The 20,227-nt window shown below is 70.1% G+C and carries 22 protein-coding genes and 1 pseudogene; 12 read left to right on the plus strand and 11 right to left on the minus strand.

Translation table 11 applies throughout. From position 1 onward, the window contains the following. The first annotated feature begins 13 nt into the window (after window positions 1–13). A complete protein-coding gene (locus tag ACZ4IF_RS15150) occupies window positions 14–382 on the plus strand; it encodes a DUF488 domain-containing protein (RefSeq protein ID WP_467562949.1) in 369 nt (122 codons plus the stop codon). 88 nt (window positions 383–470) lie between these two features. Here ACZ4IF_RS15150 and ACZ4IF_RS15155 read toward each other — a convergent pair whose 3' ends face one another. After that, a complete protein-coding gene (locus ACZ4IF_RS15155) occupies window positions 471–1,838 on the minus strand; it encodes an outer membrane protein assembly factor BamB family protein (RefSeq protein ID WP_467562951.1) in 1,368 nt (455 codons plus the stop codon). Beyond that, a complete protein-coding gene (locus ACZ4IF_RS15160) occupies window positions 1,835–2,386 on the minus strand; it encodes a SigE family RNA polymerase sigma factor (protein WP_467562953.1) in 552 nt (183 codons plus the stop codon). Before ACZ4IF_RS15160 ends, ACZ4IF_RS15155 begins: the two co-directional genes overlap by 4 nt. A 228-nt stretch (window positions 2,387–2,614) precedes the next feature. Here ACZ4IF_RS15160 and ACZ4IF_RS15165 point away from each other — a divergent pair, with 228 nt between their 5' ends. After that, complete coding sequence (locus ACZ4IF_RS15165) at window positions 2,615–3,451, plus strand: hypothetical protein (protein ID WP_467562955.1); 837 nt, start codon at window positions 2,615–2,617, stop codon at window positions 3,449–3,451. A gap of 213 nt (window positions 3,452–3,664) precedes the next feature. Here the strand turns inward: ACZ4IF_RS15165 and ACZ4IF_RS15170 are convergent. From ACZ4IF_RS15170 to ACZ4IF_RS15180, 3 genes and pseudogenes are all read right to left on the minus strand, one after another. Further along, window positions 3,665–3,877 (minus strand): annotated as a pseudogene (locus tag ACZ4IF_RS15170) (helix-turn-helix transcriptional regulator); the annotation flags it as partial. Window positions 3,878–3,956: 79 nt separating this feature from the next. Then, window positions 3,957–4,604 (minus strand): FMN-binding negative transcriptional regulator, encoded by a 648-nt coding sequence (locus tag ACZ4IF_RS15175; RefSeq protein ID WP_467562957.1) that lies wholly within the window; start codon window positions 4,602–4,604, stop codon window positions 3,957–3,959. A 31-nt stretch (window positions 4,605–4,635) separates the two neighbouring features. Next, window positions 4,636–5,472 (minus strand): EamA family transporter, encoded by an 837-nt coding sequence (locus tag ACZ4IF_RS15180; protein ID WP_467562959.1) that lies wholly within the window; start codon window positions 5,470–5,472, stop codon window positions 4,636–4,638. 117 nt (window positions 5,473–5,589) lie between these two features. Here ACZ4IF_RS15180 and ACZ4IF_RS15185 point away from each other — a divergent pair, with 117 nt between their 5' ends. From ACZ4IF_RS15185 to ACZ4IF_RS15210, 6 genes are all read left to right on the plus strand, one after another. Then, window positions 5,590–6,186, plus strand: a complete 597-nt coding sequence (locus tag ACZ4IF_RS15185; protein ID WP_467562961.1) for a helix-turn-helix domain-containing protein — start codon at window positions 5,590–5,592, stop codon at window positions 6,184–6,186. A 312-nt stretch (window positions 6,187–6,498) separates the two neighbouring features. After that, window positions 6,499–7,416, plus strand: a complete 918-nt coding sequence (locus tag ACZ4IF_RS15190) for an aminoglycoside phosphotransferase family protein (protein ID WP_467562963.1) — start codon at window positions 6,499–6,501, stop codon at window positions 7,414–7,416. 112 nt (window positions 7,417–7,528) lie between these two features. Further along, window positions 7,529–8,047 carry an AAA family ATPase gene (locus tag ACZ4IF_RS15195; protein WP_467562965.1) on the plus strand — a complete coding sequence of 173 codons (519 nt, stop codon included), beginning with the start codon at window positions 7,529–7,531 and terminating at the stop codon, window positions 8,045–8,047. Window positions 8,048–8,183: 136 nt separating this feature from the next. Further along, window positions 8,184–8,312: a Chromate resistance protein ChrB gene (locus ACZ4IF_RS15200; protein WP_467562967.1), complete on the plus strand. Its 129-nt coding sequence runs from the start codon at window positions 8,184–8,186 to the stop codon at window positions 8,310–8,312. A gap of 32 nt (window positions 8,313–8,344) precedes the next feature. Next, a complete protein-coding gene (locus ACZ4IF_RS15205; protein WP_467563042.1) occupies window positions 8,345–9,502 on the plus strand; it encodes an MFS transporter in 1,158 nt (385 codons plus the stop codon). A gap of 192 nt (window positions 9,503–9,694) precedes the next feature. Continuing rightward, entirely contained in the window at window positions 9,695–10,984 is a 1,290-nt protein-coding gene (locus ACZ4IF_RS15210; protein ID WP_467562969.1) for an MFS transporter, read from the plus strand. Window positions 10,985–11,124: 140 nt separating this feature from the next. On the opposite strand, the gene ACZ4IF_RS15215 is transcribed toward ACZ4IF_RS15210, so the two are convergent. Next, window positions 11,125–11,625: a hypothetical protein gene (locus ACZ4IF_RS15215; RefSeq protein ID WP_467562971.1), complete on the minus strand. Its 501-nt coding sequence runs from the start codon at window positions 11,623–11,625 to the stop codon at window positions 11,125–11,127. A gap of 386 nt (window positions 11,626–12,011) precedes the next feature. On the opposite strand from ACZ4IF_RS15215, the gene ACZ4IF_RS15220 reads away from it, so the two are divergent. Beyond that, a complete protein-coding gene (locus ACZ4IF_RS15220; protein WP_467562973.1) occupies window positions 12,012–12,554 on the plus strand; it encodes a hypothetical protein in 543 nt (180 codons plus the stop codon). 204 nt (window positions 12,555–12,758) lie between these two features. Here ACZ4IF_RS15220 and ACZ4IF_RS15225 read toward each other — a convergent pair whose 3' ends face one another. The 4 genes from ACZ4IF_RS15225 to ACZ4IF_RS15240 all read right to left on the minus strand — a co-directional run bounded on the left by ACZ4IF_RS15225 (window position 12,759) and on the right by ACZ4IF_RS15240 (window position 16,872). Further along, a complete protein-coding gene (locus tag ACZ4IF_RS15225) occupies window positions 12,759–14,930 on the minus strand; it encodes an FG-GAP repeat domain-containing protein (RefSeq protein ID WP_467562975.1) in 2,172 nt (723 codons plus the stop codon). A gap of 297 nt (window positions 14,931–15,227) precedes the next feature. After that, window positions 15,228–15,659: a DUF1877 family protein gene (locus tag ACZ4IF_RS15230; protein ID WP_467562977.1), complete on the minus strand. Its 432-nt coding sequence runs from the start codon at window positions 15,657–15,659 to the stop codon at window positions 15,228–15,230. A gap of 266 nt (window positions 15,660–15,925) precedes the next feature. Next, window positions 15,926–16,453 carry a hypothetical protein gene (locus ACZ4IF_RS15235; protein WP_467562979.1) on the minus strand — a complete coding sequence of 176 codons (528 nt, stop codon included), beginning with the start codon at window positions 16,451–16,453 and terminating at the stop codon, window positions 15,926–15,928. A gap of 110 nt (window positions 16,454–16,563) precedes the next feature. Beyond that, entirely contained in the window at window positions 16,564–16,872 is a 309-nt protein-coding gene (locus tag ACZ4IF_RS15240; RefSeq protein WP_467562981.1) for a DNA/RNA non-specific endonuclease, read from the minus strand. Between the two features lie 224 nt (window positions 16,873–17,096). On the opposite strand from ACZ4IF_RS15240, the gene ACZ4IF_RS15245 reads away from it, so the two are divergent. The 3 genes from ACZ4IF_RS15245 (at window position 17,097) to ACZ4IF_RS15255 (ending at window position 18,940) form a co-directional block, all read left to right on the plus strand. Next, window positions 17,097–17,396, plus strand: a complete 300-nt coding sequence (locus ACZ4IF_RS15245) for a hypothetical protein (RefSeq protein ID WP_467562983.1) — start codon at window positions 17,097–17,099, stop codon at window positions 17,394–17,396. Window positions 17,397–17,476: 80 nt separating this feature from the next. Beyond that, on the plus strand, window positions 17,477–17,887 hold the full coding sequence (locus tag ACZ4IF_RS15250) for a DUF5959 family protein (protein WP_467562985.1): 411 nt from the start codon (window positions 17,477–17,479) through the stop codon (window positions 17,885–17,887). 255 nt (window positions 17,888–18,142) lie between these two features. Further along, window positions 18,143–18,940 carry a maleylpyruvate isomerase family mycothiol-dependent enzyme gene (locus ACZ4IF_RS15255; RefSeq protein WP_467562987.1) on the plus strand — a complete coding sequence of 266 codons (798 nt, stop codon included), beginning with the start codon at window positions 18,143–18,145 and terminating at the stop codon, window positions 18,938–18,940. 34 nt (window positions 18,941–18,974) lie between these two features. Here the strand turns inward: ACZ4IF_RS15255 and ACZ4IF_RS15260 are convergent, their stop codons facing one another. Continuing rightward, window positions 18,975–20,171 carry a CapA family protein gene (locus tag ACZ4IF_RS15260; protein WP_467563044.1) on the minus strand — a complete coding sequence of 399 codons (1,197 nt, stop codon included), beginning with the start codon at window positions 20,169–20,171 and terminating at the stop codon, window positions 18,975–18,977. Window positions 20,172–20,227 lie beyond the last annotated feature (56 nt).

Here is a 20,227-nt window from a genome sequence, read left to right on the forward strand (position 1 = left end):
GGAGGGCTGTGTCATGGCCGGACAGATCATCTATCGCAGAGTGTACGAGTCGCCCACACCCAAGGACGGCAAACGTGTGCTCGTCGACCGTCTGTGGCCACGCGGCGTGAGCAAGTCGGCCGCTCACCTGGACGAGTGGCTCAAGGACGTCGCACCGTCCACCGACCTGCGTCACTGGTACCACCACGACCCCGAACGCTTCGCCGAGTTCCGCCGCCGCTACATCGCCGAACTCGGCGACCCCGAGCACGAGCAGGCCGTACAGGAACTCCGGGATCTGGCAGCCCACGACAGGGTCACGCTGCTGACCGCGACCAAGGACGCCGACCACAGCGAGGCCGCCGTCCTCGCCGAGTGGCTCAACGACGACGAGCAGCACTGAGCGAAGGTGCAGGCAGCACACCGCGGCCGCGCGGGAGACCGGTCGTGCTGCCGGTCCCCCGCGCGACCCTGCCTCCGGCTGCCCCCGCCTACGAACCTGCCTTGGGCAGCACGGGTTTGATGTCGAAGAGCTGGCCGCCGACCTGGCCGATGAGGCCGTGTGCGTGGACCATCAGCTCCGGAGCGATGCCCGCTGTCATCGGGCTCTTCGGCAGCTGCACCTGGCCGCGCCAGCGCACCGCTCCGCTGTCCAGGTCGAGGCCCACCAGATGCCCCGTCGGATCGAGGTAGTAGGCCACCCTGCTGCCGAGATCCACCGCGGCGGCGGAGGCCAGCTCCCGCATCGTGGGGTTGCCCGCGTCCTTGCGGAGTGTCAGTCCGAGGTCGCTTGACCACAGCCGCTTGCCGTTGTCGGCCGAGTACGCGACGGCGCTGTCGTGCCTGCCGGACGCCAGGATGATGCCGTCCGTGACCACGCCCATCGGCATGCCGTCGACCGAGTACTGCGACACCTTGCCCGAGCCGAGTTCGACGCGGATCAAAGTAGCGGGCCCGGAAACACTGAAGGACTGCTGCCCGCCGGCCCTGGCGCCCAGGAGCACGGCATCCTTGTCCGTGCCGATGAAAGCCGCCGGTCCCTCGACGGTCGCGACCGTCCGCGGCTTGCCGGTCGTCGGGTCCAACCGTACGACGGTGCTCTGTTGCGGAGCCTTCTCACTGTCCGGCGAGCACACCAGGTACGGGACGCCGCCGACCGCGGTCCGGTCGCAGTCCGCCTTCTTCCAGGAGTACGTCCACAGCGTCCGGCCCGTCCTGCCGTCCAAGGCTGCCACGCTCTTGAACGTCGGGGAGTTGGCGAGGACCTTGCCGTCGAACAGCACGGCATCGGACCGGTCACGGCTGTCGTCGGCCAACTCGTGCTTCCACAGGACCTGCCTGCTGCCGATGTCGAGGGCGACGAGGTCGGTCCCGGCTCTGGACGTGCCAGGGGCGTGATCGGCGTAGGTGTACAGGATGCCGTCACGGACGCCGGGCAGCGATCCGGCCGGTGCGCTGCCGCCGTTGACATCCTTGGCCTTCTGCTGCCACTCGACCTTTCCGGTACGGGCGTCGACGCCGATGCCGTCGTACGAGGTCCCGCGGCAGTAGACGGCACCAGGGCCGGTGGTGCAGGCGTCCCAGGACGCGGCGGGCAGGGTGGTCTGCCACAGCAGGGTGCTCTGCTTGCTCACCCGCGAAGCCGGCCGCTGAGCCCCGTCGTCGCCCGCACCGGTGGCGAAGGCCGCGCCGAAGGCGATGCCGGTGAGTGCGAGGGCCGCACCGGCGGTGCGCGCGATGATGCGCCGTCGGCGGCGACGCACAAGGCGGTCGGCGATACCCACGGGAGCGTGGGGGTTGTCGGGGGTCCAGCTGTGCAGGACGTCCCGGATCGCGTGGTCCAGCTGGTCGGCGTTCATGTGTGGGCTCCCTTCGGCAGGTTGGGGCTCGGTGCTGCGGCCGCGGTCTGAGCGGGTGCGGCCAACTCCGGTGCGAGAGCGCGCAGCCGGGCCAGCGACCGATGGGTGGTGCTGCGCACGGTGCCCACCGAGCAGCCGAGGACGCCTGCCACTTCCGTCTCGGACAGGTCCTCGAAATAGCGCAGCACCAGCATCGCGCGCTGCCGTGGGGTCAGCCGTGCGAGCGCCTGGCCCACGGTGATCCGCAGGTCGGCGGCGGCCGTGCCGTCGGCGACACCCTGGTCCTCGGGCAGCGCGGCGAACGTCGCCTCGCGGTGCGGGCGACGCAGCCGCCAGCGGCTGATCTGCTGCCGGTACATCACCTTGCGTACATAACCCTCCGGGTCGTCGATATGTCGCCATCGGCCCAGCGTCTTCATCAGCGCGATCTGCACCAGATCCTCGGCCTCGTGCCGGTCGCCGCCGGTCAGCAGATTCGCCAGCCGCAGCAGAGCACTCCACCGGGCATCGACGAAGTCCTCGAATCTCTCGTGGTCCTGCGGGTCCATCAGCCCTCCCGTTGTCCAACGCTCACAAGGACGCGCGGACCCCGGACGATCTATGCCTGGCGCTGCCCGCTTCTTCCGCGAGTTCGAGCTCGCTCGCCGGCCATCTTGTCGTGCGTCCCGGCGGGAGGCCGTACGACGGTGGGCAGGAAGAGCCGGTCGGGGAGCCCGACGGGGCCGGCCGGGGGCCGCGTTCGGACGTGTACACGCCGCCCGCTAGCATCCCTGGCCATGGCTAGACGGGGGTGGCGGCCGGGTGTCGCGGCGGGGGTGGCGGTGCTGGCGGCGATCTGTGCCTCCGGCCCGGAGCGCGCGGCACTCGTCCGCACGGCGTCGGACCTCGGTCCGCTGCCGGCCGACCGCTACGACTACACGCCGCAGGACTTCCAGCGGTTCCGGCAGGCCTCGGCACTGCTGGTCCGGCAGTGCATGGCACACCGCGGCCACCCCGGCTTCCCGCTCGACCCCCGTTACCCCGACGACCCCATCGTCGCCACCGCGGTCAGCACCGACTACGGGGTCCTCGATCCCGACATCGCTCGCCGCTGGGGTTACGGCTGGGACCCGGCCGCACACCCGGGTTCCCGGTCCGAGGGCCGCCGCATGACGGACGAGGAGTATGCGGACTGGCCCGCGTGCAACACCGAGGCGGACAAACGCCTGATGCGCGGCATCGACCTCAAGCAGGACTGGCTCTACGCCGGCAGACGCGCCATCGAGGTGGACAAGGCCGTGAAGCGCGATCCGCGCGTGCGCGAGGCCTGGGCCGTGTGGTCCCGCTGCATGGCGGACCAAGGGTTCGCCCACTACTCCGACCCCGCCGCCGCATACACGGACAGCGCCTGGCAGCGGGCGAGCGACGGCAACACCCGGCACACGCGGCGGGAGCGGGCCACCGCCGTCGCGGACGTCACCTGCAAGCGCCGCCACCACACCGCCGAGCTCTGGCACGCCGTACGCGCCCAGAAGCAAGCCGCGGACATCGCCCGCCACCACGACCGCTACACGGCCTCACTGCGGGCTCTGCGCACCTACCGGTCCAACATCAGTGCGGTACTGACCGGTTGAACCGGCAGCACGGGGCCGATCCTGCTGCTCCCTGCATACGCCGGCAGCCCTCTTCCGAGGTGACCAGCCAGATGCGCAACACCTACCGCCTCGTACGACGGCATGCCTCGGCTGCACCCTGTCCGCGACGGCCCACGCACAGAAGGCAATCCGGGTGCGCATGCCCGGTCCAGAACCGTGGGCGAGGCCACGGCACTCCCGAAGGCTCTGCTCCTACCCCGCCGGTAGCACCGCGGTCTGCAGTCTGGCCGCGTCCTGGCCCGGCGGCGCACCGAACATGCGCTTGTACTCGCGGCTGAACTGGGACGGACTGTCGTAGCCGACGGCGTGCCCGATCGCGGCGATGTCGTGAGGGTTGGCGATGAGCTGGATGCGGGCTTCCTGGAGGCGAAGCTGCTTCTGGTACTGCAGCGGACTCATGGCCGTGCAGGGGCGACCAGTCGAGCGTCACGGCCTGGAGGCGGCGATGGCCAGGTGTCTTCGTCCGTGCGCGGGGCGGCCGGGATCAGGGCTTCCAGGGGCCGATGCGGTCCAGGCGGCGCAGTTGCTGATGCGCGGTGGGCACGTCCAAGCCCTGGCTGCGTGCGGTGAGTCGGCCGGCGACGGCGGTTCGGTGTTCGACGGGCTTGTGGTCGTCGTACTTGAACTTGGCTCGCACGTCGGTGACTTCCAGCTTCAGGCCGCGGATCCCGGGGAGCATCCGTCCGTACGGTGGCTGGTCGGGGTCGATGGGGGCATGGTCGCCGTCGGGCTGGAAGTGCGCCATCTGGCGGCGCAGCAGCTCTGCCTTGGCCTCGGGGTCGTCGATGATGTGGGCCCGGCAGGTGAACTGGACGGCCGCGTAGTAGCTGGTGGGCACACCGTCGGTGGGCGGGATGTCGGGCTTGGCGCGCCAGGGGCCTGGGATGAAGGCGTAGTCGCCGATGACGGTGAAGGTGACGTTCGGGTCGCGCTCGATCGCCTCGAAGACCGGGTTGGGGCGGGCGAGGTGGATCAGCAGATGGCCGTCGCCGCTCGTGAAGTGGGTGGGGACGACGGCGGGTGCCTGGCCGGACAGGCCGTTCACGCTGAGCTGGCCGAAGTCGTGGCCGTCGGCGATCCAGGTCTGCCACTCTGCGTCGTCCAGAGCGGTGTCCCAGGGCTGGATGAACATGCGGATCTCCCTGCGGGGTCGGCTCGGCGGGTCAGGTGAGGGCGAGGAGGCTGACGGCGACGGCGGCCGTGCCCAGGCCGACGAGTTGGCTGCGGTGGATGCGCTCGGCGAGCACGCTGCGGGCGAGCAGGACCGTGCCGGCCGGGTAGAGGGCGGTGATCACGGCGACGACGGTGAGGTCGCCGCTGCGGGCGGCGAGCAGGAACAGCAGGTTCGCGACCGAGTCCAGCACGCCCGCGGTCGCCGAGATCGCGTACGCGGGCCTTTCCGCCCCCAGTCGGCGGTACATCACCGCGGCGGCGGCCAGGGTGACGGCCGTGGAGACCGCTCTGCCGATGATCAGCGGTGCCACGCCACTGTCGGAGGGGGTCTGGTGCAGGAAGACGAGCTGAAGGGCGATGGCGGCACCCGCGCCGAAGGCCAGCAGCATTGCGGTCCGCGACGGACGCGACGACCGCGCTCCGTGCCCGGCACTGACCAGGACCACCGCCGCCAGCGCCAGCGGGAGTCCCGCGAGACCGGCCGCGCCCAGGTGCTCCCCCTGGAGCAGGCCGACCGCGACCGGCAGAGCGGCGGACACCAACGCGGTGACGGGCGAGAGCACGTTCATCGGGCCGATCGCCAGGGTCTTGTACAGCAGGGCGAACGCCGCGGCGGACGCGACCCCTGAGGCCGCGCCCCATCCGACGCTCGCCCAGGTGAACGAGGCACCCAGCGCGGGCCACAGCAGCAGCTCCACCGCGAGACTCGCCGGAGCCGCAACCATCACCGTGCGCAGCACATGCGCCTTGCGGGCGCCGAGGCCGCCGAGGAAATCGGCACATCCGTAGGCGAGAGAGCTGCCCAGAGCCAGCAGCAGAGCAATCACGGTACTTCCCTACTTTCACAATGGAACGACTCGACCGTACAATGAAACGACCGCCTGTTGTCAACCAAATGACCGGGTGGACCATTTCAGTGCACCGCTCGTCAGGATGGTGATCAAGTGCCCGAGGCAGAGTCAGCCCTGCGCGCGCTCGCGCACAACGTCAGGGCCGCCCGCACACGCGCGGGCCTGTCCCTGGACGAGCTGGGCCGGCGCGCCAAGGTCAGCAAGGGCGCCCTGGTCGGGCTGGAGAAGGCTCAGGGCAACCCGAACTTCGCCACCCTCGTCCGCCTCGCCGACACCCTCGGCATCTCGGTGTCCGCCCTCATGGAAGGTCCGGCCGAGGACCGCGTCCGGGTGGTGTCCGTCGACGCCGTCATGCCTCTGTGGGCCGGGGAGAAGGGCAGCGAAGCCCGGCTCATGCTGACGACCTCGGGCCCCGCCCCGGTCGAGGTCTGGCGCTGGAAGCTGGAGCCGGGTGACGAGTACCCCAGCCACCCTCACCAGGCCGGCGTCGTGGAGACCGTCAGCGTCACCTCGGGCCGGATGACACTCGTCGTCGACGGCACCGAGCATCCCGTCGAAGCCGGGCAGACCGCCACCTTCGACGGGGACACCACGCACACCTACCGCGGCGCGGGCACCGAAACCTGCCGTCTGATCATGACGGTCCACCTCCCGCCCGGCCCCGGCCCTGGCCCCGACTCCACTGACTGACGTGGGCTGGTCACCACGGCTGGACATGCACGCGGGGTGCTTCGTCCCGCCCGGTCGCACACGCGTACAACTCCGCCCGGACCAGGGACACTTCCGCGAGCGCAGCCTGAAGTACGCCCTGACGCACCGAACTCACGAGCACGGCCTTCGCATCGCTCCCGTCCGTGACGGATCACCGGATCAGGAGAGAACCGCCTCCACGTCCCTGCAATGCACAGGCACCCACCACGTCCGCAACACCTTCGACGCCGGAACTCGACACAGGTCCGCCCGGAACTCCAACAGGCAGCGGGTCGGCCGGCGTTGCGCCGCATGACGGCCACGGAGATCGACATCACCGAGGACCTGATCCGGGATCTGCTGCGCGAGCAGCACCCCGACCTGGTGGAGCGACCGCTGAAGCTCGGAGCGCTCGGCTGGGACAATCAAGTGTGGCGGCTCGGTGACGACCTCGCCGTCCGACTGCCCTGGGCGGCGCAGTCCGCGGACGCGCTGCTGCGCAAGGAACATGCCTGGCTGCCCCTCCTCGCCCCGCACCTTCTCCTGCGGATCCCCGTCCCGCAACGCCTCGGTGAGCCATCCGAACGGTTCCCACGGCCGTGGCTCGTCACCACCTGGGTCCCGGGCGAGCCCGCCGACCGCGCCCCCGCCACGCGCGCCACGGAGGCAGCCGTCGGCCTGGCCGGCTTCCTGACCGCTCTTCACCGTCCCGCCCCCGCCGCGGCGCCGACAGGCCGAGACCGTGGTGGCCCACTGGCCGACACCGCCGAACACTTCGCCCGACGGCTCGCCTCGGCCACCGAGCTGGGGCTCATTCGCGACCCGGGCGCCGTCCGCGCGATCTGGGAGGACGCCGCCGCCGCACCCGAGTGGCCAGGCCCACGTCTCTGGCTCCACGGCGACCTGCATCCGGCCAACGTCCTGACGACGAACGGCACCTTCTCAGGTGTGATCGATTTCGGCGACCTCTTCGCCGGCGATCCGGCCTTCGACCTCGCCGCCGCCTGGATCCTGCTGCCGGACGGCGCCGCCGATCTCTTCCACCAGACCTACCGTCCGTGTCCGGACGCCGCCACCCTGCGGCGCGCCCGCGGCCATGCGGTGCTGCGCGCCCTGGCCCTCCTCCACATCGGGGACGCCGGCGTCCATGGACGCCCCGGAGGCAAGCCCACCTGGGGCCCACCCGCCCACGCCGCGCTGCAACGCCTCACCGCATCGGTCCACCGGTGATCAAGGCCTTCCGAAGGCGGTCGTCGGGCTGCCCAAGCGGTGCCGCTGCTCGGCAAGTTGTGGTGGCAGGACAGGAGCGCTGCTGTCAGGACACCGGGGATAGGGTGTGCCCGTGGAACGGATCTTGGTGGTCGGCGTCACCGGTGCGGGCAAATCCACGCTCGCACAAGCCTTGAGCGGGCAACTGGGCGTGCCCTTTCACGAGATGGACGCGCTGTACTTCAACGGCCCCCACTGGACCGTCAACGACAAACTGATCGAGGACGTTTCGAGGATCGCCGCCGAGCCCCGCTGGATCATCGACTCCCTCGGGTATCCGGAAGTTCGTGATCTGCTCTGGGGCAGGGCCGACACGGTGATCTGGCTGGACTACCCCAGACATGTCGTGATGCCTCGTGTCCTGCGCCGCTCCGTCCGGCGAACGGCCACACGAGAGGTTCTCTTCGGCGGCAACAGGGAAACCTGGACGGCCTGGCTGAGCCGGGAGCACCCCGTCCGGTGGGCATGGTCCCAACACAAGCCCCGGCACCGCGAGATCGAGCACCGTCTCCGCGACCCCCGCTTCGCCCCGCTCGACACGCTGCGCTTCAGCCATCCCCGCCACACCAGGGCCTGGCTGACGTCGTTCTGACCCGGTGGGCAGTACTTGCACGCGACCCCACCCCCACACGGGCGGGCCGGGCCTGCTCACCTGCACCGCGCGTCCTCGGGGAGGGCTCCGCTCACTCGCCCGGACCACGCATGTGACAGGCGCTACATTTCCAACTGTGTCGAACCAAGAAGCGGACGCTCCGGAGGCAGCCGGGGCCGGCGAGCGGCTCAGGCAGTGCGCCGCGGCCTGCGAGGACTACGCGGAACAGGTCTTCGCCGCGCGGCACCGGACCTCGCTGGAGTAGCGGTGAGCGCGCAGTCGGCCCCGGCACGGCAGATGTGGCCGCTGTACGCGGCCGGGTTCACCACCGCCTTCGGCGCGCACGGCATCGCCGCCAGCCTCGGCGGCGCCGATGACGCGGTCACCTCCCTGCTGGTCCTCGGCGGCCTGCTCGCCCTCTACGACGGCGCCGAGCTGCTCCTCAAGCCCGTCTTCGGCACCCTCGCCGACAGGATCGGGGCCCGCCCGGTCCTGCTCGGCGGGCTGGTCGCCTTCGCCGGCGCCTCCGCCCTGTACGTCGTCGCGGACAGCCCCGGCTGGCTGTGGGCCGGCCGTCTCGGGCAGGGCGCCGCGGCCTCCGCCTTCTCACCGTCCGCCTCCGCGCTCGTCGCCCGGCTCAACCCTGCCGCCGAACACGGCCGCGCCTTCGGCGGCTACGGCTTCTACAAGTCCATCGGCTACACCCTCGGCCCGCTGCTCGGCGGGGTCCTGGTGTGGGCCGGCGGGCTGCGCCTCCTGTTCGCCGTCCTCACCGTCCTCGGCGCGGCGGTCGCCGTCTGGGCAACGGTCGCCGTTCCTGTCGTCCCACCGCTGCCCAAGGCCCGGCAGACGGTGCTGGACCTGGCCCGGCGGCTGGCCGAGCCGACCTTCGTCGCCCCGACCGCCGCGCTCGCCGCGGCGACTGCGGCCCTGTCGGCCGGAGTGGGCTTCCTGCCGGTCTCCGGCCGCACCGCCGGCCTGGGCACGGTCGACACGGGTGCCGCGGTGTCACTGCTCGCCGCCTGCTCGGCCGTCGCCCAGCCACGTGTCGGGCGCGCCCTCGACGACGGGCGTCTCAGCACGCACAGCGGACTGACGGCGGGGCTGCTGGTCACCGCCGCGGGGCTGGCCTGTGCGATGCTGCCGGGCCCGACCGGCCTCCTCCTCGGCGCCGCCCTCATCGGTATCGGCACGGGGCTGATCACCCCGCTCGGATTCGCCGCCCTGGCCTCGTCCACCCCGCAGGAGCGTCTGGGCCAGACCATGGGCTCCGCCGAACTCGGCCGCGAACTCGGCGACGCGGGCGGGCCCCTGCTCGTCGCCGCCGTCGCCTCGCTCGCCACGCTCACGTACGGCTTCGGCGTACTGGCCGCTCTGACCGGGATGGGCGCGGTGCTCGCGTTCGCCCGCCGAGGCGCGGCCCCGGACGTACCCGAGCCCGAACCCGACAAGTAGGCGGGCATGGACGCCCATTCAGGTAGCGGCGATTGCCCTGTGCGGTGCGGCACCTGCCCCCGACCTCTCCGGCGAAGGCTTCTCGCCGAGGCGACGGGTCGGGACATGTCGGCGAGAACCGAGAGCACCAGGTCCGCGTGTAGATGATCAGCGGTACAGACCGGGCCGCGGTCCGAGATCGGAGTTGGCGCTGTGACGGAAGTAGCCAAGGAACTGCGGGATGCCGGGTCGGGGACCGGTGCTCCGAGCCTGTGGCGTCAGCGGGACTTCCTGCTGCTGTGGAGTGGTCAGACGGTCAGTGAGATGGGCTCGGCGGTCACCCAGGTCGCTCTGCCGCTGCTCGCCGTCGTCGTGCTCGAGGCGAGCACGTTCCAGGTCGGACTGCTGACCGCGGCCACCACGTTGGCGTTCGCGTTGATCGCGTTGCCTGCGGGTGCGCTGGTGGACGGCGCCGCCAAGCGTTCCGTCATGATCGCCTGCAACCTTCTGCGTCTGGTGCTCATCGGCTCGGTTCCGGCGGCGGCCGCGTTCGGCGTCCTGACGATGGCGCAGTTGTACGTGGTCGCTGTGGCGGCGGGTGTGTGCTCGGTGTTCTTCGACGTCTCGTACCAGAGTTATGTGCCGTCGCTGATACGCGCCGATCACCTGATGAGCGCCAACGGCAAGCTGGGGACCACCCAGGCCTTCGCGCAGCTCGGCGGACCAAGTCTGGGCGGCGGGCTGATCGGGTTGTTCGGCGCCGCCGGGGCGATGACGGCCGACGCGGTCTCCTACGCGGTGTCGGCCCTGTCCATCATCGGGATCAGAAGTCGGGAGGTGCCGCCGCCGGCGCGGTCGGCGGACGAGACGCTGCGGCGCCGGATCGCCCAGGGGCTCAGGTTCGTGTTCGGGCACGGCATTCTCCGCAGGGTCGTGGCGTGCACGGGCACCGCGAACCTGTTCAGCGGCATGAGTTCGGCGCTGGCGTTGGTCTTCCTCGTCCGGGTGCTGCACGTGCGTCCCGCGCTGACCGGGCTGGTCATGGCGGGCGCGGCCATCGGCGGGATCGCGGGAGGAGTGTTCGCCGGCCGGCTCGCCGAGAGGATCGGCTCGGCGCGCATCATCTGGGTGTCGATGCTGGTCTTCAGCGCGCCGCAGGTCATCGCCGCGGCGGCCTGGCAGGGCTGGGGAGTGCTGCTGTTCCCGCTGGGCTGGGGCATCGCGTACTTCGCCGGGATGGTCTACAACGTCGCCCAGCTCAGCTACCGGCAATCGGTGACACCGCCCGAGATGATGGGCCGGATGAACGCGGCGGTCCGCTGGGTCGTGTGGGGCACGCTGCCGGTCGGCGGCGTCCTGGGCGGCGCACTTGGCACGCTGATCGGGGTGAGGCCCGCACTCTGGCTGGCGTTCATCGGTTCCTGGGCGGCCGGCGGGTTCGTGTTCTGCTCTCCGCTGCGCCACATGCGCGATGTCCCCTCTCCCGCGCCCGAGGTGCCGTGACTGTGCGCCACGCCCTCACCAGGCGACAGGGGAAGCGCGACAACAGGTCGTTCTGCCACACGGAGCACGTCGCCGACGGCTGCCCCAGCGCGCGCACACCGCCGCATCCGGGGACGCCCGAGTGTGCGAGGGCGTGGCCGTCACGGTGTCTGCCGGCTGGAGTCGTGTTCCACGATCAGCCGGGCGCATTGGCGTGCTTGCCCGGCGATCTGCTCACTCATGGTGGACAGTTCGGCCAGGTAGTGGCCGAGGTCGGTGAGGGTGTCCTGGTCCGGTTCCCGGGTGAGGAAGGTGCGCGTCGCCTCCGGCACGTGGTCCTTCGGTTCCAGAAGGAGCGACTTGAACAGGGTGAAGAACCTGCTCGCGTCCGATGTTCGTGTCGCGACGGAGGAGTTGAGGGGCGCTTCCCACCGTTGTTCGCATGAGGTGAAGTCCGTGGTGAGTGTGTCCAGCATCAGCAGTTCGAAGGTCAGGCCAGGAGAGTCGGGAGTCGGCGAGCACGCCTGGGCGCGTTCGAGGTCTCCCCTGGCCTGCGCGAAGTTCTGCATCTCCCGGTGTGCGACACCCCGTTGGATGAGGCTCCAGGGGTTTTCGGGATCCAGTCGGATCGCCGCGGAGCAGTCCTCCATGGCCTGATCCATGCTGCCGACCTGACGGTGCGCCTGCCCGCGGCATTCGAAAGCCCGGGCGAGGGAAGGTTCACGGTCGATCGTCGCCGTGAGGTGATCGCTTGGTCGAAGTTCCCGACCTGCCGGTGCGTTTCGCCTCGTGAGCCCAGGGCCCACGCGTCATCGGGCTGGAGCGCGAGGGACTGGGTGAAGTCGGCGATCGCCTCGTGCAGCCACTCACCAAACTTTCCTCACCCGCCCGCCTTCGGTGCCGCCCGGGCGTGCTTGTGGAGCCGCGCGCAGAGGTCGAGGACACGCCCCTCACTGTGCTGGTCGGTGCTCTCGCGGGCAGGCGGCTTCGCGGCCGATCAGCGGCGCGTACTTCCGCGTCCTCCGAGGAAGCACTGACACTGTCCACCGTGAACATCGACTGGACCTTCATCGCCACGACGAGCAGTGCCGCGCTGACGACGTTGCTCGGCGTCGTCGCCGGTTCGTTCGTCAGTAACAGGACCCAGCGAGGGCAGCGTTCCTGGGAGCGTCAGACGGACGCGTGCGCTCAGGTGCTCCGTGAATCGGCGGCGATACTGGTCGCTCTGGCCCGACTTGCGAAGGAGACGAGGGCGCAGCCGGCGGGCACCACCGTGTCGGCCGTCGACTGGCGGCCCTGGAACGACGCGTTGGCCATGGTGAGCTTGGTGGCCGACCACGAGGTCGCCCATTCCGCTCATTCGATCGACGAGGAAATCTGGCGCACTCACATCGCTCTGACGCGCGAGGCGTCCACGCAGGATCAATGGTTCGCCCTACGTGATCGCATCGAGGAGCGACGCCGGTCGTTCACCGTGGTAGCTCGGCGTCGGCTCGCTGTTCCAGGGCCGATACCTCGACGTCTGCACGGCCGACCGGATCCTCGAGATCCGGTATGGGTGCAGCCGGAACCGCCCTCACCTGGGGGGTGACGACGGTTCAGCGGGTACGTCGCGAGGCGCGTGATGCCCCGCGCACGCCTCGGACCACGTCGCGGAAGCGCCCGGCGTGCCGCTGTGATCGCGTCCCATCGATACGGGTCGTGGGAGCCGGGCGGGCCCTCCGGACCCGCTCGCGAAGGCGGCCACTCGGGACCCCGTGGTCCCGAGTGGCCGCCGAACGCCGGACCGACCTCGTCAGGAGATGCGGATGCCCGACCAGTTCGTGGCCTTGCCGACCTGCGACCGGTTGCTGAAGCCACCCTGGCCGTTGCCCCGGTTCAGCCACGCGTGGCCGTCCTTGTCGAGCGAGATCAGGTCGGCCCGGCCGTCGCCGGACAGGTCGAGTCCGCCGATCACGTCCTTGTAGGACGTGCCCCAGTCCTTGAAGACCAGCGAACGAGGCTTGAAGGTGCCGGTGCCGGTTCCGTTGAACCGCCACAGTTCGTTCGACGCGTCGATGGCCAGCAGGTCGTTCTTGCCGTCGCCATTGAGGTCGCCGGCGGCGATCAGCCTCTTGTAGCCGCCGAAGCCGGACCCGGCGAGCGTGCGGGACTTGAAGCCGCCCGCGCCGTTGTTCGCGTACACGTACAGGTTGCCGGTGGAGGCGGACCGGGTCATCAGGTCGGCCCGCCCGTCGCCCGTCACGTCGCCGGGCGAGAGGACCGCGTCGTAGGCGCTCCAGTCGGAGGAGACCTTGACGTGGGACGACTGCTGGTCGGGCAGGCCGCCGCAGATCGTCGGGTAGACGCGGGCCTCGCCCTGCGGGTACCGGACGAACACGTCGTTGCAGCCGTCGCCGTCGAGGTCGCCGAACGGCAGCACCAGCGTGCCCGTCGGCCAGCTGCTCGCGCGCTGTCCCGCGGACAGCTTCGTCATGTCGCCGGCGTACACCTTCAGCCCGCTGCTGTCCCGGCCGAACAGGTCGGCCTTGCCGTCGTCCGTGTAGTCGCGCCACTTGGGCAGCGAGCGGCTGGTGGTGGTGGCCTGGTAGACGCCGCCCAGGGCGATGCCGTTCGTCTCGGTCAGCTTGTACTCGTCCCACAGCACGACCGGGCGGCCGAGCGCGTCGGCCGCCACCTGGGGCACGCCGGTGGACTGGGCGCTCGTCGCGCTCAGCCGACGCGCGGCGGACCAGGTGCCGCCCTTGAAGACGGCGGCCATCGCGTATTCCTGGCCCGAGTAGCCCTCCCGCCACGTCACCGTGACCGTGCCGCCCGAGGTGGCGACCGCGCCGATCGCACGCACCTTCTTGTGCGTGGAGAAGGTCTGCGTGTACGGCTGCCAGGCACCGGTGGCGGCCGAACGCACCGCGTACCAGGGGCCGGTCGAGTAGCCGGGCCCGCCGGCCACGAAGAGGTCGCCGTTGGGCAGGTAGACGGGCGCCGTCATCCCGTACGTGCTGCCGTAGTCGGCGGCGGACCGCGGGGTGCTCCACTGCGTGGCGCCCGCGGACCGGCGCGTGTGCATGAGGTGCGCGAGGTCGTCGTAGAACACGTCGAAGCCGCCCTGCGGAGCGGCGAACACCTTCGGGCGCGCCAGGTCCGCACCCGGGACCGGGAAGTTCTGGACCGCGGTCCAGGCGGTCGCGCCGGGGGCCTTCTCCAGGGCGACGACGGCCTTGCTCGACTGCCACTGCCACACCAGCAGGGCGGTGCCGTCCTTGGCGACGGCGAGGTCCATGTTGGAGATGTCCCGGCTGCCGGACGGCGGCTGCTCGTTGAGGTCGGCCGGAGCGGTCCACGCGGCTCGGGGGCCGGTCTTCTCGGCGGCCTTCACGACGCCGGAGACCGACCACACGGCGACCAGCCGGCCGTCGGGGGTCGCCGCGAGGTGGTGGTAGCCCTTCTCGGGGACCGCGGCGACATACTCGGGCTCGGAGAAGGCGGTCGCGCCTGGGGTGAGGGTGGCGACCTTCAGCCAGTAGTTGTTGTGGTCGTCGGCGCGCTTGGCCCGCCAGGCCAGGCGCACCGAGCCGTCGCCGAGCGAGACCAGTTCGGTGTTGTATCCGCCGGCGTCCGGCCAGGTCTGCGGGGCGAGCCAGCCGGTGCTGCCGGCGGGCCGGATCCTGGTGGAACGGGACAGCCCGTCGCCGGTGAGGGAGACGAGAGCGCCGTTGCCCGCCGAGACCAGGGCGTTCACCCCGCCCGAGGCGGAGACGGGGTCGGGGTTCGAGGTGTGCAGGGTGCGGGTGCCCCACGGGCCCGGTGCACGCGTGTCCACGGCGGACGCGGCCGTGCCGACGGCCTCGGCGCTGGTGCCGGTGGCCGCGGCCGCGGCGGTGGTGTGCGCGGCGGCCGGAACCGCGGCCCCCAGGGCGAGAACGGGAGTGAGCGCGATGCCGAGCACCGCGCGGGACTGCGAAGTCATAGGAATGCCCCCCCGGGCAGAACGTATCCGGTGACACGGAATCGCCGGACTGTTCGAACACGTCAGGCGAAGCGTATATCAGCCAAGATCGTCCCGCGTGGGAGGTTTCCCTGCCTCCTCGGAGGAGTTCGGCCGCCCAGTCGGCAGGGACCACGGCAAGGGCCTGGAATCGGGCTGGGCGAGGTCCGGTAGGGTCGCGCTCTTCGGGCTGCTCGGCTCCCGGAGTCCCAGAGGCGACTGCCGATGAATCTCCGTCCCAAGACTGCTGGTTCCGATGCCGCGATCCCGCCGGGTACTTCAGGAGTAGATCGCCTTGACCACCGCGTCACCGCCTGCGGCCGCCGCCGCATAGAAGTCGGACAAGGCGCCCAGTACGTGGACGAGATGGGCGGCGAACCGTTCCGAGATCTCTCCTCCGTGCACGTCGGCCAGTACGTCGAGGTGACGGCCGACCTGTTCCCGGCGATCGAGCGCCGCCGTGAAGTCGGCGGCCGCCCCGACTTGGTCGGGCGTCAGGCAAACCACGATCTCCGTCTCCGTACGACCGAGGAGAGCGCCTCCCATCACGGGCAGGTACGCGACGCTCCCGGCGTCACCGTCGCCCCCGGTCAGCGCGGCGTGAACCACGTCCCACTCCGACCCGAGGTCGAGGAGCTCGAGACTCTGCGACTCCCGCGCGAAGTCCTCTTCGGAGGACTTCAGTGGAATCAGGTCCAGCAAGTCTTCCACCGGGGTGCTCAATTCTTCCGATCGAAATCTCCGCAGCCTGAATGCCACACTCACGAATTTTCCTCCGAAGAGAAAGTCAAGAGGAAGGCGATACGGTGACGCCCGCGGATCCCTCCAGGGCAGCACCACCGGCCACCCACTTCAGACCCGTCGCCCACGCCTGGTCCTGACTGTCTCCTTGTTCGTTCCATGACCGAGGGGATTCGCCGACCGGCCCACGGGATCTGTTCCCGTGGGCCGGTTCCCTTGACGTCTCGGCGACTACGTCAGTCGGCTTCGATCACGGGCGTGGTACCCGGAAAGTCCGGCGGCAGGCCGTCCGGAGGGACTGCGCCAGTGACCAGACCGGCCAGGTATTCCGTCAAAGTCCCCTTGAATTCACACCAGTCGTCGTTGTGACCGCTGACGAGAATGGTCCAGGACTGCGGGTTCGTTTCGTTCGCACGCCAGAAAAAGACGTCACCGTCGCACGAGTCGCCCCAGGGGACGAGACCACCCGGTTCCGGGTAGGGCACGTAGCCGTGGGACATGTCGGAATCCCGAAGGCTGGACAGGTCGCCGAGGAACCCTCTCATTCCTGAGACGAATTGCGCTTCCTCGTCCGGGCTCGGGATGTGGAGACCGAGGAATTCGCCGACCGTGAAAGGCGGGTATGCCTCGACCAGCTCGACGAAGTCCGGAGGGAACACGATACCTGTCTCTTCCCTGAGGAAGTTCCAGTCGATTCCCCTGGGTTCGTCCGTCCGGATCTCGAGCAGCGCCGGCAGCGCTTCCTCTAGTTGTCGAAGGCTCAACCGGTCACCTGACTTCCGGGTCCGTTCTGAACTTGCACCGAGAAAAGTACCCCATTCGGTGTCGTCGCCGTCACGCTGATGCCGGTAGGGATGTTCTCTCGGCCGTCACCTTACTGCAACCGCCCCGAGTACAGGACGGGTTGTCCGGCTTCAAGGGCAGTGGCCATCCTGTTCTCGCACCGTCTCATTCCGGGGTCGTTCATCTCCCGGAAACCGGTGAAGATGTTCTCGCGCACCCATGCACCGTTGAAGCGGTCACCGATGATGTGGGATCGGATGAAGATCCAGGCGCGACCCCCGCCCCGCTTGCTGACGTAGCCGGGCGGGTTCCAGGTTCCCTGCCGATTTCCACGCGAGTTCGCGGGCTTCAGGTCCTGGGGACAGATCAGTGCCGTGGCGCCGGTCGGCGCGCCGTCCACGAGCGGATGATAGTCGTAGCGCTCGCTTCAGGTCGGGGCCATGCCAAAGGAGGCGACAATGTGGACACTGGGCCCGCCGAGACCCAAGGTCGGCGAACCGGGCGGCCGATTGGTCGGTTATTTCCCGTCGTTGGATCGGGCCGCGCTCCGTGCGGTATAACCCCGGTTCTCCAGTCGCCCGCATGCGTTCCCGGAATGCGTGCCGAACCGAAAACGGGAGCGCCATGCCATCGACGCGGAATCCGCACAACACTGACGTCCCGAAAGTCGCGGGTACGCCGGACATCACCGAAGAATCCTCGCCGGATGCAACCGCCGTAAGACCCTGGAGCGGCACGGACCTTCGCGGAATTGCCGTCGGTGGCCTGCTCATTGCCACCTGCGCCGGACTCGTCCTCTACGGCGTGCTCGACACCGCCGAGAAGCCGGCCCACTTCGGGAAGTTCGGCCGTGCCACCTGCCAGGGCGAACTGCCCCCACCGGAGCCGTCGAACGCCTCCGCGACCATTCAGGACGGCAGTTGACGAGATCCGCGGGGCCGGGTCGGACCCTGCCCGTATCGTGCCCGGAAACTCTGGACGCAGGATCGACGACGGGGAGTGGGATGGACGAGTGGGTCCCGGTCGACTTGATACATCTGTCCGACGGCCAGGGCGTCTCCCTCGTCGTGCGCATGGTCGAGCCCCATGAACCCCGAAGCGCACGGGTTCGAGCCGAGTGCCTGATCACCACCGATTTCATGAACGCCCGCCTGGAGACGAACATCTGGCTTGATCGCCTCGAAGAGTGGGAGGAAGGACTGAGACGGCTCAGTGCGGGCGAAGACGCCGGCTGGCCGCAAGGAAGCCGGGGTCTGGAGCTGTACTTTCACCCACACGAAAGCGGCTGGCTCTCCATCTCGGTCCATGATCCCGACAGGCTGACGGTGGGCCTGGGACTCGAGCCGGCACCAGACTGGATCGATGAGCACGAGGCACTTCTTCAGCGTCTACGTGACGCCTGCGGCGAGTCCTGAAGGCGAGCAGGACGTGGCCGGGTGCCCGTCGAGGCAGCGAGCAGCACAAGTACTCCGCCGCGTCCCAAGTACCGGGCAGGGCAACCAGCGAGGAGAAGACAAGGCTCGCAGGAAGGCGGCGCCACAAGTCCTGACGCAGGACCAACTGGAACGGGCCGTCGTGGACGAACGCGATCTCCGGCCCTGGCCCTGGCCCTGGCCCTGGCCCGCAATAATCCCATGCCGATCGGCAAACATCGGTGATAGACCTCCGACGTGGAAAAGCGTCTTGAACTCCCTGTTCTGCTGCGGCTGATCGACGAACGGTCGATCGCGTTCCGGGCCGCGGTCGCCACCGCGCCCAGCCTCGATGTGCAGGTGCCGACCTGCCCCGAGTGGTCGCTGCTGGATCTGGTGCGACATCTGGGTGGGGTGCAGCGCCGGTGGGCCACGATCGTCGACGCCGGTCCGGCTGCCGCTCCCCCGGCCGGGTCCGAGTCGGAGGTCGCCGCGGCTGCGCCGCCGGAACGCGAGGCTCTGCTGGCCTGGTCGGCCGCCTCGACGCGACAGTTGCTGGACGCGCTGCGCGAGGCCGGACCGGATCGTGATTGCTGGACGTGGTGGGGTCCGTCGGAGTCGCCGCAGACCTGCGGTGCCGTGGCCCGGCACCAGGTCCAGGAGGCCGCGGTTCACGCCTACGACGCCCAGATCACTCTGGGTGCCCCGCAGCCGCTGCCGGACGCGGTGGCGCTCGACGGTGTCCATGAGTTCCTGGCCACCTCCTGCGCATGGGCGGCCCCCTGGCCGCACAAGCCCGCTGCCATGGATTTCCACGCCACCGAGGGCCGCTCCTGGCGTCTCTCGCTCTCCGTCGACGGTGCACGGACCACCCCTCTGCCCACGCCCGACACCGCTGCCGACGAGGGGCCGGACGCGGCCGCCGTCGCCTCCGTGCGGGGCACGGCCGGCGAGCTCGTCCTCGTCCTGTACGACCGCATCCCGATCGACTCCCTGCAACTCCATGGCGACCGAGCCCAGTTCGACCTGCTCTACGCCTGGGATCCGGAAGGTTAGGCCGCTGCGACAAGCCACCGACCACGACGTCCGACTACGGGTGCCGGATGGTCCCGTCCTCCGAGATGTGGGCGGCGTTCGGGCCGAAGTCCTCCTCCGACACACTGGAGACGAGGTCGATGGCGTCGCCGCCCGGCTCCGGTGTGCCGGGCTCGACGAGCCGGGTCGGGCGCAGGCGCCCGGACACGTAGGTGCCGTCGGCGCGGAGGCCGACTTGCAGCACGCCGCTGGTGGAGAGGTTGCCGCCGAGGCCGAGCACCTTGTAGCCGGAGAAGTTGCCGAGGCTGTAGGCGATCAGCCGGTTCTTGTAGAACTCCATTCCCCGCATCACGTGCGGGCCGCTGCCCACGACGAGGTCTGCGCCGGCGTCGATCACCGCACGGCTGAAGCGATAGCTGTCACCGCGGTCCTCGCCGAGGAAGTACTCGGTGCCGGGCTCCACATGGGTGCGGTCCGAGCCCTCCGCGCCGGCGTGCATCACGACGACCACGATGTCCGCCATCGTCGCGGCCCGGGCCGTGAGCCGCTTTGCGGCGGGGAGGTCCGTGAGGTCGCTCGCCCCGCGGTCGGGAGCGAACCCGACCAGCGCGACCCGGATGCCGTGTACCCGCTGGATGGTGATCTGGCCCAGGCGGCCGGTGTACGGCAGGTTCACCGAGCGCAGGGCCGCGAACGTCTGACGCCGCCCCTCCGCCCCGAAGTCGTCGATGTGATTGTTCGCCGTGTTCATCACCGTGAACCCGGCCTTCTTGATCCAACGGGCGTAGGACGGCGGGGCGTGGAAGGCGAAGCAGTTCGAGCCGCCGATGTCGTCGCATTTGCTGGTGCCGCCCGTGGTGAGTGTGCTCTCCAGGTTTCCGAGCACGACATCGCCGGCGAGCAGGTCGTCGACGGAGTCGAAGAACGAGGCGCCGCCGTCCGGCGGCAGGTCGTCCGGCAGCGTGCCCATCACGATGTCCCCCACGGCGGTGATCCGCACGTTGCCTGTCGGGTGCGGTGCCGCCGGCGCACCGGACCGTGTGGTCCCGGTCGCCCGCAGCGGGGCCGGGACGGAGCCGACGGAGGCGGCGCCGTCGGACCCTACGGACGCGGTGCCCTCGGAACCGCCGCGGAACACGCAGGCCGCGACGACCGCAACACCGGTCCCGACCAGACCGAGGGCGAACAGGCGCCGGCGGCGCACCGCCTTCTCCCGCTCGCACCGCTGCTGAGACCCCTGACCGCCGGACATGATCACCGGCTCATGCTACGAAGCAGTCACCCGCTCTTCACGCAGGGTCACCCACC

This window comes from Streptomyces sp. NPDC025784 (assembly GCF_055558435.1).

What these genes read in the sequence shown, in the direction of transcription:
- ACZ4IF_RS15175 (WP_467562957.1), bottom strand. Translation starts at nt 4,604, where the DNA reads ATGTTCATCCAGCCCTGGGACACCGCTCTGGACGACGCAGAGTGGCAG.
- ACZ4IF_RS15245 (WP_467562983.1), top strand. Translation starts at nt 17,097, where the DNA reads ATGCCATCGACGCGGAATCCGCACAACACTGACGTCCCGAAAGTCGCG.
- ACZ4IF_RS15165 (WP_467562955.1), top strand. Translation starts at nt 2,615, where the DNA reads ATGGCTAGACGGGGGTGGCGGCCGGGTGTCGCGGCGGGGGTGGCGGTG.
- ACZ4IF_RS15260 (WP_467563044.1), bottom strand. Translation starts at nt 20,171, where the DNA reads ATGTCCGGCGGTCAGGGGTCTCAGCAGCGGTGCGAGCGGGAGAAGGCG.
- ACZ4IF_RS15155 (WP_467562951.1), bottom strand. Translation starts at nt 1,838, where the DNA reads ATGAACGCCGACCAGCTGGACCACGCGATCCGGGACGTCCTGCACAGC.
- ACZ4IF_RS15150 (WP_467562949.1), top strand. Translation starts at nt 14, where the DNA reads ATGGCCGGACAGATCATCTATCGCAGAGTGTACGAGTCGCCCACACCC.
- ACZ4IF_RS15205 (WP_467563042.1), top strand. Translation starts at nt 8,345, where the DNA reads ATGTGGCCGCTGTACGCGGCCGGGTTCACCACCGCCTTCGGCGCGCAC.
- ACZ4IF_RS15215 (WP_467562971.1), bottom strand. Translation starts at nt 11,625, where the DNA reads ATGGATCAGGCCATGGAGGACTGCTCCGCGGCGATCCGACTGGATCCC.
- ACZ4IF_RS15225 (WP_467562975.1), bottom strand. Translation starts at nt 14,930, where the DNA reads ATGACTTCGCAGTCCCGCGCGGTGCTCGGCATCGCGCTCACTCCCGTT.
- ACZ4IF_RS15250 (WP_467562985.1), top strand. Translation starts at nt 17,477, where the DNA reads ATGGACGAGTGGGTCCCGGTCGACTTGATACATCTGTCCGACGGCCAG.
- ACZ4IF_RS15190 (WP_467562963.1), top strand. Translation starts at nt 6,499, where the DNA reads ATGACGGCCACGGAGATCGACATCACCGAGGACCTGATCCGGGATCTG.
- ACZ4IF_RS15160 (WP_467562953.1), bottom strand. Translation starts at nt 2,386, where the DNA reads ATGGACCCGCAGGACCACGAGAGATTCGAGGACTTCGTCGATGCCCGG.